Genomic DNA, 12,427 nt, shown 5'->3' with positions numbered 1-12,427 from the left:
CCCGCCCCCACCCCGAACCGAGCCCGGCCCCGACGCACATCGCGCCGGGGCCGGACTCGTCGGACCGAGATCTGTGGTGCCCCCAACGGGATTCGAACCCGTGCTACCGCCTTGAAAGGGCGGCGTCCTGGGCCACTAGACGATGAGGGCTGGATGGCCGACCGTGGGCGCCGAGGCGCACGTCGGGGACGGGTGCAGCATATGGGATGGGCCGGGGGTTCGCCAAAACGCTTTTCGCGGCGGGGTGGCGGACAATGGGCAGCGTGCTGGAGATGACGCGTGAGGAGTTCGAGGAGCTGGTCGGGGAGGCGCTCGACCGGATTCCCGGCGAGCTGACCCGGCTGATGGACAACGTGGCGGTCTTCGTGGAGGACGAGCCCGCGCCGGGGGAGCCGGACCTGCTCGGGCTGTACGAGGGGACGCCGCTGACCGAGCGCGGCGAGTGGTACGCCGGGGTGCTGCCGGACCGGATCACCGTCTACCGGGGCCCGACGCTGCGGATGTGCGCCACGCGCGAGGAGGTCGTCGCCGAGACGGAGGTGACCGTCGTGCACGAGATCGCCCACCACTTCGGCATCGACGACGAGCGGCTGCACGCCCTGGGGTACGGGTGACGGTTTCGGGGGCCCTTTCGCGCTGACGGCCGCGGGCGGCGGCCCGGCTGCGCGCCACGGGTGACGCCAGGGACGCGGGGCGTGTCCTGGCGGGAGGCGCGGCGTTGGACACGGCGATCCGACCGCCGACCGGTGCGTACGGACGTGCGGCGGTACGACGACCGTACGACCGTACGCGTCCGCCTGTACCGAGCCCGAGGTGCGTACACGTGCTCCCTGCCCCAGACCGCCCCCGCGACCCCCGCCGCGACCGGGCCCGAGCCGTCCGTACGGGGCTGCGGTCCGCCGTCCTCGTCACGCTGGTGGCCGCCGGGGTCGCGGCGTGCGTGAGCGCGGGGAGCGAGTCCGACCCCAAGGCGCCGAAGCACGCGCCCGGCGTGAGCGCGGGGACCGTCGCGGACGGTGCGCGGGTCCCGCAGGGCGCGGGCGACCCGCACCGCGGCGGCGGCCCGATGTCCCCGTCCCCGTCCGTCACCGGTACGGCCTCGCCCGGCGACACGCGGGCCCCCGCGACGGCCCGGGCGGGCGGCGCGGGCGGCGGCCCGGCAGGACCCGGCGGCGTACCGACCGCGTCCGACGGCACCTCGGCGCCGCAGCCGACCGCCCAGCCCTCGCCGACGGCCTCCCAGCCGACCGGCCAGCCGACGACGGACGCGCCGACCGCGCCGCCGACCACCGACCCGCCGACCGCCAGCCCCAGCTCCGACCCCAGCGGGTCGCCCGACCCGAGCGCCGAACGGCGCGGGGACCGCCGCGACCGCTGACCGCATCGTGGCGGTATCGCCGCTGGTCAGCGCCCCGTCCGGAAGGCGATTGGCAAAGGCGCCGACAGATGCGTATGCTGGTAGATCGTTTGATCCCACTGCCTGGCGCCTGATCCGATGTGCGCCGCGTGGCGCGTTCCTTTTCTCCTGTGGCTGACCGCATCGAGGCGGTTGTAAGCAACCTACGGAGCTGGCGCGTGCCGTAAGTCTCCGAGAGGTTTAGCTTCAGCATGTCCATTGACAGTGCCGACCGTTCCGTCATGCCCGAGAACGACGAGATCCTCGCCGTAGCGGACGTGGTGGACATCACCACCGCCGACACCGCAGAGAACACCGACATCACCGGCGCCGGCATCACTACCGGCATCACCGACGTCATCGACGCGGACACCGAGGCCGACGCCGAGGACGACACCGACACCGACGCCGAGCCCACCGTGACCTTCGCCGACCTCGGCCTCGCCGACGGCATCGTCCGCAAGCTCGCGCAGAACGGCGTCACCACCCCCTTCCCGATCCAGGCCGCGACCATCCCGGACGCGCTGGCGGGCCGGGACATCCTGGGCCGCGGCCGTACCGGCTCCGGCAAGACGCTCTCCTTCGGCCTGCCGCTGCTGACCCTGCTGTCCGGCGGCCACACCGAGCGCAAGCGCCCCCGCGGCGTCATCCTCACCCCGACCCGCGAGCTGGCCATGCAGGTGGCCGACGCGCTCCAGCCGTACGGCGACGTCCTCGGCCTGAAGATGAAGGTCGTCTGCGGCGGCACGTCCATGCAGAACCAGATCTACGCGCTGGACCGCGGCGTCGACGTCCTCGTCGCCACCCCCGGCCGGCTGCGCGACCTGATCAACCGCGGCTCCGCCGTGCTCGACCAGGTGCAGATCGCGGTCCTCGACGAGGCCGACCAGATGGCCGACATGGGCTTCCTGCCCGAGGTCACCGAGATCCTCGACCTCATCCCGGCGGGCGGCCAGCGCCTGCTGTTCTCCGCGACGCTGGAGAACGAGATCGACAGCCTCGTCCGCCGCTACCTGGTCGACCCGGTCACCCACGAGGTGGACGCCGCCCAGGGCGCCGTCACCACCATGAGCCACCACGTGCTCGTCGTGAAGCCGAAGGACAAGGCGCCGGTCACCGCCGCCATCGCCGCCCGCAAGGGCCGCACGATCATCTTCGTCCGCACCCAGATGGGCGCCGACCGCGTCGCCGAGCAGCTCATCGAGGCCGGTGTCCGCGCCGACGCGCTGCACGGCGGCATGACCCAGGGCGCCCGTACCCGCACCCTTGAGGACTTCAAGGCCGGTCAGGTCAACGTCCTGGTCGCCACCGACGTCGCCGCCCGCGGCATCCACGTCGACGGCATCGGCCTGGTGCTCAACGTCGACCCGGCCGCCGACCACAAGGACTACCTGCACCGCTCGGGCCGTACCGCCCGCGCGGGCGAGTCCGGCACGGTCGTCTCGCTCGCCCTGCCGCACCAGCGCAAGCAGATCTTCCGGCTGATGGAGGACGCGGGCGTCGACGCCTCGCGCCACATCATCGGCGGCGCGGGCGTCTTCGACGAGGACGTCGCCAAGATCACCGGCGCGCGCTCGCTGACCGACGTCCAGGCCGACGCCGTACAGAACGCCGCTCTCCAGGCGGAGCGCGAAGTCGCCGACGTCACGCGTCAGTTGGAGCGGCTCCAGCGCCGCGCGACCGAACTGCGCGAGGAGGCCGACCGCCTCACCGCCCGTTCGGCCCGTGAGCGCGGCGAGGACCCGGAGGAGGCGGTGGCCGCCAAGGCCGCCGAACTCGCCGCCGAGGCCGCCGCGTTGGCCGCCGCCGCCCCGGCCCCCGTGCCGGAGCAGCGCGAGGACCGCCGCGACGACCGCGGCAACTTCGACCGCCGCAACGACCGTTCGTCCTACGGCAACCGCGACTCCCGCCCCTCGTACGGCAACCGTGACGACCGTCGTGACAGCCGCCCGTCGTACGGCAACCGTGACGACCGCCCCTCGTACGGCAACCGTGACGAGCGCCGTGACAGCCGCCCGTCGTACGGCAACCGCGACTCCCGTCCGTCGTACGGCAACCGCGACGGCAACCGCGACGACCGCCGTGACAGCCGTCCGTCCTACGGCAACCGTGACGACCGCCGCGGCGACGACCGTCGTGACTCCCGCCCCTCGTACGGCGAGCGCAGCGGCCGTCCGTCCACCCCGTACACCAGCCGCGACAGCCGCGACTCGCGCCCCTCGTACGGCAACCGTGACGACCGCCGTCCCGCGTACAACAGCCGCGACGACCGCGACCGCCCCTTCAACCGCGACCGCCGCGACAGCAGCCGTCCGTCCACGTCGTCCTCGTACGACCGCCGCGACAGCCGCCCCTCCTACGGCGACCGCGACTCGCGTCCCTCCTACGGCAACCGTGACGACCGCCGCGCCCCCGGCGCCGCCCCGGCCGCCGGCTCCTCCTACGACCGCAAGCCCCGCTGGAAGCGCAACGGCTGACCGCTGACCGCCCAGCCGCAGAACGGGCCCGCCCGGTGTGATCACTTCACGCCGGGCGGGCCTGTTTGCGCAGGTGGGGCGAGTGTTAGAGTGCGGTCACTTGCATGGGGGGTACAGCCGGGGGGCTGGGGGGCTTCACCGCAGTGCGCTGACGCGGCCGGACAGGCCGGGGTCCCGCCATGCCGTGTTCTTGATGACCTCAGGAGGAACGGGTGGCACAACGCCCCCGCGCGCACGGTGCTCTCGCCGCGCTCGCCACTTTCGCTCTGGCCGTGTCGTTCGGGGCGGGGACCGGGACGGTGACCACCGCGGCGGCGGCCGACGTACCCGCGGGCGGCGCTCCGACGTCGTTCCAGGCGGCGGTGCCGTGGTCTCCCGACGCCCGGACCGTCTTCGCGGGCGCGTCGGGCGTGCTGCGCAAGTCCCAGGACGGTGAGCACGAGTTCTGGACTCGCTACGCGGACGGCTCGTCCACCGAGGTGCCTCCGGTGGCCAACGACTGGGTCACCGCGAGCCGCGTGTCCATGGGCAGCGACATCCTGACCACACTGAACACGGCGGACGGCGGCAAGCGCCTGCTGCTGCGGGACATGGCCGACGGCGGCACATCGGAGATCGCCATCCCGGCCGGGCAGAATTTCCGGGCGATGGCGGGCAGCGCCGCACTCACCGATTCGGGCGACCGTACGGCGGGGACCTGGCGACTGCACATCCTGCGCGCGGGCGAGCGAGCGGGGGACGCCACGACCGACACCGCGGTGGCCCTGCCGGACGATGTCAACGTCTTCAGCGTGGACGGCGGCGACGACCGGGGCGCGGTGCTCACCTACCGCATGCCGTCGGGCGCGCTCCACATCGGCTACGTCGATCTGGCCGCCGCCGCCTTCCACGCCCTCGGCGACGCTCAGACCGGCACCGCCCACCCCATGCTCCTGCTCACGCCCAACAGGCTTGCCTGGTACTACGGTTCCACGATCCGGTCCGTGGGCCGGGACGACCTCGGCGGCCCACGGACGACCGCCACGCTTCCCGCCCAGGCGCAGTCGACGCGGCGGTCCGTGAGCCTGGTCGGCGACTCCGCCCTGGTCTCCGACGCCCCGACCGCGACCGCGACGCCGACCGACACCCTCACGCCGTGGGGCGTTCCGGTCGTGGCCGTACCGCTTGCAGGCGGCGCGCCGGTGACCGTACTGCCGCGCTCCACCGGCCGCCTGCTCGCCACCGGCGACGGGCGGGCGCTCGTCGAGGGCGGCGCGGACGCCGCCGACTGGGCGGTACGGGTGCTCGCGGCCGACGGTGGGCCGATCGGCACGGGCGTTCCCGTCCTGCCCATGAGCCCCGCCGCGGTACGGGTCGACGGCATGACGATGGACCGCGGTGTGGTGCGGTACGCCACGGCCGCCGCCCGCTACGACGGCTCGCTCGGCCGGAATCTCTACAGCCAGGAACTCGGCCTCGCCGATGGCCTGCCCACCGGCCCGGCGGTCCCGAAGGGCGCCGTCGCCGCAACCGCCGTCCCCTGCGAGCCCGGCTCGTCCTGCGTCCGGCTCTTCGGCGGCAGTCAGCAACTCAGCTATCTCTCCACCGGTCCCGTCACGGACGGCGGCTACGACACGATCGGCCCGCGTACGACCCCCGGCAAGGGCGGCCGACTGGTCGACGCCTGGGGCCCTTACGTCGCGTACGCCAGCGGCACCCCCGCGCGGCTCTACGTCTTCGACAACAACAGCTCGAACCACACACCGGTCGACCAGCCGCTTTCCGCCGCCACTGTGCGCGGCGACATCCTCTGGCGGCCCACTGCCGCCAAGGGCGTGCTGACCGCCGATGTGATCCGCGAGTTCGGACACGGCCCGAAGCGGACCGTCGTGACCAACGCCCCTTGCGTTCCGACGGAGTTGCAGAGCGCCGGACGCTGGCTGTACTGGTCCTGCGGCCCGACCGGCCCGGCGGGTGCGTACGACCTGACCGCCAACAAGAACGTCGCGCTCCCGAGCGGCACCGCGCTGCTGGGCGACGGCTACCTGGTGCGCCACATCGGCGACCACCTGGTGCTGAACGACTTCCACGGCGGTACGGCCGCCGGCCCCGACCGGACGATCGCCGACCTTCCGGCGGCCTCGCTCACCGACGACCGCGGCTGGCACTGGACGGTCGACCGGTTCGGCGGCGGCGTGGCCTGGGCGGACGGCGCGGGCACTTTCCACGTCCTCGGGACCGGGGTGCCCGGCTCTCCGCTGGAGAACGTCGGGGCGGGGGGAGCGTGGTACCCGAGCAGGCCGGTCGGCTCGTGGAAGGTCGACTACATACGGAAGGTGACCGGCGCGCGGGTCGCCACCCGCAGCTTCGGGGCGGTACGGGAGTACTACCTGGCGGCGAACTGGGACGAGCGGACCGACGCCGGCGTCCCCGTGCCCGACGGGCTGTACCGCAGCGAGGTGACCGCGAGGCCCGCCGACGGTCAGGGCCCCGACCTGGCCTTCGACGGGGGAACGCAGTTCGCCCAGCACGGCGCGCCAGTGGCGCACGACTACACCAAGGACGGCTTCCCCGACCTCTTCCTGACGGGCGTCGAAGCGGACCTCGACACCGTCTTCCGGGGCACGGAGAAGGGCGACTTCACGCCGTACCCGCTGCGCATCGCGGGCTGGGGCAAGGGCTCGCTGCTCGTCCCGACCGGTGACGCCGACGGAGACGGGATCAACGACCTGCTGATCCGTACCACCTCCGGTGAACTGCGCCGCCTCCCGGGCCGGTCGGACGGGACCCTTCCCGACATCTCGGGTCCGTCCGTCCTGATCGGTCCCGGCTGGAACATCTACAACGCGATCGTCTCGCCGGGCGACCTGAACCGGGACGGCTTCCCCGACGCGGTGGCCCGGGACGCCGCGGGCGTGCTGTGGCGGTACGACGGCACGTCACGCGGGACCTTCGCCCCGCGGGTCAGGATCGGTCCCGGCTGGAACATCTTCAACAAGATCGTCGGAGCCAACGACCTCAACGGCGACGGCGCGGCGGACCTTCTCGCCCGTGACACCGCGGGCGTGCTGTGGCGCTACGACGGCTCCGGCCGCGGCACCTTCGCGCCGCGCGTGCGGATCGGCGCCGGCTGGCAGATCTACAAGGACATCGTCGGCATCGGCGACCTCTCCCAGGACGGCCGCAACGATGTCCTCGCCGCCGACGCCTCCGGCGTTCTGTACCGCTACGACGGCAGCGGCAAGGGGACGTTCGCGCCGCGGAAGAGCCTCGGGGGGTCGTGGAGCATGGTGAAGGCCCTGTACTAGACGACGCGTGCATGTCATGCCCTGGGTGCGGGAAGCCTGGGGCATGACACCTGAGGACGTCCCTGTCTCCGCCTCTTCCGTACCCCCGGATTCCGCTCCCGTCTCCTCCTCCGTCCCCTCTCCCGTCCCCTCTCCCGTCTCCTCGTCCGTTTCCTCGTCCGTGTCGGACGAGGAGCGGCTCGCGCAGCTCGGCTACACGCAGAATCTGGCGCGACGGATGTCGGCGTTCTCGAACTACGCGGTCTCGTTCACGATCATCTCGGTGCTGTCCGGCTGTCTGACGCTGTACCTGTTCGGGATGAACACCGGCGGCCCGGCCCTGATCACCTGGGGCTGGGTCGGGGTCGGCCTGATGACGCTGGTCGTCGGGCTGGCGATGGCCGAGATCTGTTCGGCGTACCCGACGTCCGCGGGCCTGTACTTCTGGGCGCACCGGCTGGCCCCGGAGCGCAGCGCCGCCGCGTGGGCGTGGTTCACCGGCTGGTTCAACGTCCTCGGCCAGGTCGCCGTCACCGCGGGCATCGACTTCGGCGCGGCGTCGTTCCTGGGCGCGTATCTGAACCTCCAGTTCGACTTCCGCGTCAGCCCCGGCCGGACGATCCTGCTCTACGCAGCGATCCTGCTCCTGCACGGCCTGCTCAACACCTTCGGCGTACGGATCGTCGCCGTCCTGAACAACGTCAGCGTCTGGTGGCACGTGCTCGGCGTCGGCCTGATCGTCGGCGCGCTCGCCTTCGTGCCCGACCACCACCGCTCGGCGAGCTTCGTGTTCACGCACTACGTGAACAACACCGGCTTCGGCAGCGGCATTTACGTGGTGCTGATCGGCCTGCTGATGGCGCAGTACACATTCACCGGGTACGACGCCTCCGCGCACATGACCGAGGAGACGCACGACGCCGCCACCGCCGGTCCGCGCGGCATCGTCCGTTCCATCTGGACGTCCTGGATCGCGGGCTTCGTTCTGCTGCCAGCTCTTCTGCGGCATGGCGTCCGTGACCGCCAACAGCCGTATGATCTACGCCTTTTCACGCGACGGCGCGCTGCCCTACTCGCGCGTCTGGCGCACCGTCAGCCCGCGCACCCGTACCCCCGTCGCCGCCGTCTGGCTCGCCGCGGCCGGCGCGCTCTGCCTCGGCCTGCCGTACCTCATCAACGCCACCGCCTACGCCGCCGTCACCTCGATCGCCGTGATCGGCCTCTACATCGCCTACGTCATCCCCACCCTGCTCCGCCTCCGCAAAGGCCCCGCCTTCGAGCCCGGCCCCTGGCACCTCGGCCGCTGGTCCCGCCCCATCGGCGTCGTCGCCGTCGCCTGGGTCGCCCTCATCACCGTCCTCTTCATGCTCCCCCAGCTCTCTCCCATCACCTGGAAGACCTTCAACTACGCCCCCATCGCCGTCCTCGTCGTCCTCGGCTTCGCCACCACCTGGTGGCTCGTCTCCGCCCGCCACTGGTTCCTCCGCCGCCCCACGGACACCCCCCAGCCCTAGGGCCTGTCCGGCGCCAGGCGCCGCCTGGACCGCCCATGATCCGCCGGACAGGCCCTAACCGGTTCGGCCTCCCCCGCAGGTCCCAGCTATGCTGCGGGGAGCGGGCCCTTAGCTCAATTGGCAGAGCAGTGGACTTTTAATCCATTGGTTGTGGGTTCAAGTCCCACAGGGCCTACGGGGTCAGGTCTCGTGACGAGGCGCTGACCTGCGGTTATGGTGCCCCGGTCGCCTGATGGCGGCCGGGGCACCGTCGCGTGCGAGCCTGCCTGCCAGTGTCGTCGCGTGCTGCGCCATCGCCCTTTTCCACGGCCTGGCGTTCTGCTCGGCGATCTCCCGCCACAGAGTCGCGGTCGCCGTGCCGAACGCCGCGAGGGCCTCGGGCGCCGCGCTGCGCCAGGACGGGAAGCGGGCGGCGTATTCGATCGCGGCCTCGGCCGGGTGGCCTGCCTCCATGAGACGCAGGGCCAGGGCGCCCGGGTCGATCCAGGCGGCGCCGCGCGTCGGCCACGCCCAGTCGACGAGCCGCGCCCGCTCTCCGGCGATCAGGACGTTGTCCGGGGCGAAGTCCGTGTGCAGCAGCGCGTCCCCGTCGAAGTGCTGAACGGTGCCTGGCGGCGCGTACGGCGCCCACCGGTCGACTGCCTGTTTGATCTCGACGTCCGCCGGTGCGGTGATCCCTTGCAGTTCGGAGAGTGCCGCTTCCACGAGGGGCAGGTCGGGGGAGCCGGGCGCGTAGTCGGCGTGGCGGCCGTCGATGACCTCGTAGCCGAGGAGGCTCCAGCCGTCGAGTTCCAGGTGCCAGTACAGGCGCGGGCAGGAGGCGGGCAGGTGCGCGGCCACCGCCGCCTCACGGCGCTGCGCACCGACCTGGGGATGGTCGGCCCGGATGCCCTTCACGAAGACGGGGCCGCTGTCCGTGTCGAGCACGCAGGCGACGCCGGAGTTCATGCCGCCGGGCGCGGTCACCGCCTCGCGTAGGAAGCCGGTCTTGTCGGCGACAGCCTGGCGGACGTCGGCGGGAAGCTGCTCGAAGGGGATACGGGACATGGACACGACGCGCGGTTCCTTGGCTGCGGGGGGAATGGGGGGTGGGCATCTCCTCTGGGGTTAGTACGGTTGATCGTCGCCTGCCGAGCACGAGCACTCTGCTCCTTCGGCCGCTTCGTCAAGGTCGGCGATGATCTGGAACTCGTCGTCGCCGATCGGAGCGACGGTCAGCGGTACCGGCAAGACGCCCCTCGGTTCGGCAGGCGGTCGCAGGCCGATGGCGACCATCACCGGTTCGCGCGGCGGGGCCGGTGCTGCGGTTGGTGGTGTCATGATCCATAACCTCCGTGTTGGCAGTAGAGATCTCTGCGGTCCCCCGCCTCCTGGTAGAGCTTGGCCAGCGGCCGACACGTACGGCACGCGCCGGTCTTTGTACAGCCGGAGCAGCCACCGGTGCGGAGCTGTAGGGACTCGGCGATCGCGCCGAGCCGGGGGAGGGCTTCGACGCCCTCGGCGATGAGGTTCACGCTCGGATCGCGGCCGACCTTGCAGATCGACGCGATGCCGTGCGGGTCGACGTGAAAGAACGTGTGTCCCGCGTTGCAGCCGGTGAAGACGCTCCGGGGCCGCAGGTGGTCGTACGCCTGGGTCGCCAGCGGGTTCGCCGCGCCGTCGATCGTGTGCGACCGTTGGCGGTGACGCCCCGCAGCTCCTCGTAACGGACTTCGGGGATGCGTATGCCCGCCGCGTGACCGGGCTGGACGAGCAGGTACTGGCCGAGGAACGGACTGGCGACGAGGCGCGGTGTCTGGCTGACGAGCGGGTATCCGGTCATGACGACCTCCACGGGTAGGCGAGCGGTTAATCCGGATGGTGGGCGGCCCAGTCCTCGCGGGCGGCGACGAGCGCGGGGCGCACCTTCGTGTCGAGGAAGTCGGCGTGCGCTCGTAACTTCGCGGTGACCTCGGCCAGCCCCTGCGGGTCCAGGGCCGGAATCCAACGTCCGACGGCGACATGAAGGTTGACCACCGGCATGCGGAGGCGGGGGTCCTCGTCGTACGGATCGCAGTCGATGCTCCCCTCGAAGACCGCGTCCTCTTCGACCCCGTCCCATACGTCCGGGGCGGCCAGCGGCAGCATGGGGCCTTCGAAGAGGCTCCGGTGGTTGATCTGCGCCAGCAGCGACGGGAGCAGATCCGGCGGCACGCCGACCTCGGTGGGGTCGTCCTCGGCCCATTCGGGAAGGTACCCGGACACCACGGCGCCACCCTCGGTGGCGATGGTCCACGTCCCTGGCGCGGTCCACGGTGCGGGCCGACGCGCGGCACAGGTGTCAGACTCGCCCACGGCTCCCGGTGATGCGGAGGAGCGTGGCTCGGTCACGGCCGCGCCCTCGGACGGCCAGGCGTCGGCCATGGTGAACGAAACGGCTGTTCCGCCGTACTGACTTGGCCTCACCTGCCAGGAATCCGACAGGGCGTCCACCAGCCACAGGCCGCGGCCATGCTCCGAATCCTCCAGAATCGCCGGGCGCTTGAGCAACTGCACCTTGAAGGGCGATCCCGGGTTGTGCACCTCGACGCGAAGGTCTGTCCTCTCGCGCCACCACTCGATTCGTACACGCCATGCGTCTTCTGACTCGCCGTAGAGGACCGCGTTGGTGACCAGCTCCGAGATCATCAGAACGCAGTCGTCAACGGAACACGCGAGTCCGTGGGGTTCGACGAAGTGCCGGAACCAACGACGCGCCCGACCCACGGACTCCGGGACGGGATAGAGCGTCATCGTCCCGTTCGGCTCCGGGCTTGTGTCGGAGCCGTGGGGATCAGCTGTGACGTCATTCATCGGGTGTGCTCCTTTACGCATGCCGATTCGGCCAAGGCGGCGCTCGGCGCGAGTTCCGCACAAGTGGCCTTAGCCACTTACTGGATAGTGGCATTAGCCACTTGCGGTGCGCAAGCGGATCGGCACACACGGTGCCGTACGTCAGGTCAGTTCGTAGCCCTGCTCGAACGCCCACCGGTCGGGCGGGTACGTGGCCTCGGCGAACTCCAAGGGCCGGTCCTGTGCGTCATAGACGACGTGATGTACGACGAGAACCGCCGACGCCGCCTCCAGTCCCAGGTCCGCGGCCTCCTCGTCCGTCGCCGCGCGGGCGCACATCCGGTCCTCCGCGTAGCTTCCCCGCCGACCCGTAGCGCGCTCGACGTACAGGAGCGTTCCTTCCCGGATGCGTTCCGGATTCAGGAGCTTCGGGGCCTGCTGCCCGACGTCGGCCGCGAACCAGGACGTGGACAGCGTGATCGGCCCGGTCTCGTTGTTGGTCACGCGCCGACGCTGGACGACTCTGCGGTCGTTCGTCAGCCCCAGCGCCGTCGCGACATGATCCGGGGCCTGCGACCACGCGGCCATGGTGATCACGGCGTATTCGCCGGGTGTGTAGATGTGCCCGGTCTGACGCGCCCGTCCGTACAACTCCCTTGCCCGCCGGTTGACTTCGAGACCCCGTACGTAGGTGCCCGAACCCTGCCGCTTCTCGACCAGGCCCTGACTGCTCAACGCTTCCAGCGAGCGGGCGGCTGTTGGGCGGGACACGTTCCACGAGGCCGCGAGCTGCCGTTCCGAGGGAACCTCGTCTCCGGGCCGCAAGTCGCCGCGCAAGATCTGGTCGCGGATGTGGTGCGCGATCTGGAGGTACTTCGGCTGAGCCTCCTCGATCTGCGGCATCACGCCTCCTCTTGTCCACAAGTGGCTATTACCTCTGGCCACTATAGGTGAGTGGCCAAC

8 protein-coding genes, 2 tRNA genes and 2 pseudogenes are annotated in these 12,427 nt (G+C 71.4%); 6 read left to right on the top strand and 6 right to left on the bottom strand.

Annotated elements, in window-relative coordinates; all coding sequences use genetic code 11:
• Positions 1-74: 74 nt before the first annotated feature.
• A tRNA-Glu gene (locus ACIO6U_RS09160) sits at positions 75-150 on the bottom strand.
• A gap of 113 nt (positions 151-263) precedes the next feature.
• Between ACIO6U_RS09160 and ACIO6U_RS09155 the strand changes: the two genes are divergently transcribed.
• From ACIO6U_RS09155 to ACIO6U_RS09130, 6 genes and pseudogenes are all read left to right on the top strand, one after another.
• Positions 264-614: a metallopeptidase family protein gene (locus ACIO6U_RS09155; RefSeq protein ID WP_355336196.1), complete on the top strand. Its 351-nt coding sequence runs from the start codon at positions 264-266 to the stop codon at positions 612-614.
• A gap of 209 nt (positions 615-823) precedes the next feature.
• Positions 824-1,378, top strand: a complete 555-nt coding sequence (locus tag ACIO6U_RS09150; protein ID WP_391159408.1) for a hypothetical protein — start codon at positions 824-826, stop codon at positions 1,376-1,378.
• Between the two features lie 230 nt (positions 1,379-1,608).
• Positions 1,609-3,873: a DEAD/DEAH box helicase gene (locus ACIO6U_RS09145; protein WP_401716907.1), complete on the top strand. Its 2,265-nt coding sequence runs from the start codon at positions 1,609-1,611 to the stop codon at positions 3,871-3,873.
• Between the two features lie 212 nt (positions 3,874-4,085).
• A complete protein-coding gene (locus ACIO6U_RS09140; RefSeq protein WP_401716904.1) occupies positions 4,086-7,160 on the top strand; it encodes an FG-GAP-like repeat-containing protein in 3,075 nt (1,024 codons plus the stop codon).
• Positions 7,161-7,203: 43 nt separating this feature from the next.
• A pseudogene (locus ACIO6U_RS09135) lies at positions 7,204-8,676 on the top strand (amino acid permease); the annotation flags it as partial.
• Between the two features lie 79 nt (positions 8,677-8,755).
• Positions 8,756-8,828, top strand: a tRNA-Lys gene (locus ACIO6U_RS09130).
• Positions 8,829-8,833: 5 nt separating this feature from the next.
• Here ACIO6U_RS09130 and ACIO6U_RS09125 read toward each other — a convergent pair.
• The 5 genes and pseudogenes from ACIO6U_RS09125 to ACIO6U_RS09105 all read right to left on the bottom strand — a co-directional run bounded on the left by ACIO6U_RS09125 (position 8,834) and on the right by ACIO6U_RS09105 (position 12,367).
• Entirely contained in the window at positions 8,834-9,700 is an 867-nt protein-coding gene (locus tag ACIO6U_RS09125) for an aminoglycoside phosphotransferase (RefSeq protein ID WP_401717182.1), read from the bottom strand.
• Between the two features lie 60 nt (positions 9,701-9,760).
• Positions 9,761-9,973, bottom strand: a complete 213-nt coding sequence (locus tag ACIO6U_RS09120) for a hypothetical protein (RefSeq protein ID WP_401716901.1) — start codon at positions 9,971-9,973, stop codon at positions 9,761-9,763.
• Positions 9,970-10,326 (bottom strand): annotated as a pseudogene (locus ACIO6U_RS09115) (radical SAM protein); the annotation flags it as partial. The pseudogene ACIO6U_RS09115 and the gene ACIO6U_RS09120, both read right to left, overlap by 4 nt.
• A 175-nt stretch (positions 10,327-10,501) precedes the next feature.
• Positions 10,502-11,425: an ATP-binding protein gene (locus tag ACIO6U_RS09110; protein WP_401716899.1), complete on the bottom strand. Its 924-nt coding sequence runs from the start codon at positions 11,423-11,425 to the stop codon at positions 10,502-10,504.
• A 201-nt stretch (positions 11,426-11,626) separates the two neighbouring features.
• On the bottom strand, positions 11,627-12,367 hold the full coding sequence (locus tag ACIO6U_RS09105; RefSeq protein ID WP_401309558.1) for a GntR family transcriptional regulator: 741 nt from the start codon (positions 12,365-12,367) through the stop codon (positions 11,627-11,629).
• Between the last annotated feature and the right edge of the window lie 60 nt (positions 12,368-12,427).

This window comes from Streptomyces sp. NPDC087422, from assembly GCF_044744145.1.
Lineage (GTDB): Bacteria > Actinomycetota > Actinomycetes > Streptomycetales > Streptomycetaceae > Actinacidiphila.
Note: the sequence above shows the minus strand (reverse complement) of the source record. Positions and strands in the feature narration are given on the sequence as shown.

Excerpts from the sequence above, each read along its gene's own strand:
- ACIO6U_RS09110 (WP_401716899.1), bottom strand. The coding sequence starts at position 11,425 with ATGACGCTCTATCCCGTCCCGGAGTCCGTGGGTCGGGCGCGTCGTTGG.
- ACIO6U_RS09145 (WP_401716907.1), top strand. The coding sequence starts at position 1,609 with ATGTCCATTGACAGTGCCGACCGTTCCGTCATGCCCGAGAACGACGAG.
- ACIO6U_RS09125 (WP_401717182.1), bottom strand. The coding sequence starts at position 9,700 with ATGTCCCGTATCCCCTTCGAGCAGCTTCCCGCCGACGTCCGCCAGGCT.
- ACIO6U_RS09105 (WP_401309558.1), bottom strand. The coding sequence starts at position 12,367 with ATGCCGCAGATCGAGGAGGCTCAGCCGAAGTACCTCCAGATCGCGCAC.
- ACIO6U_RS09120 (WP_401716901.1), bottom strand. The coding sequence starts at position 9,973 with ATGACACCACCAACCGCAGCACCGGCCCCGCCGCGCGAACCGGTGATG.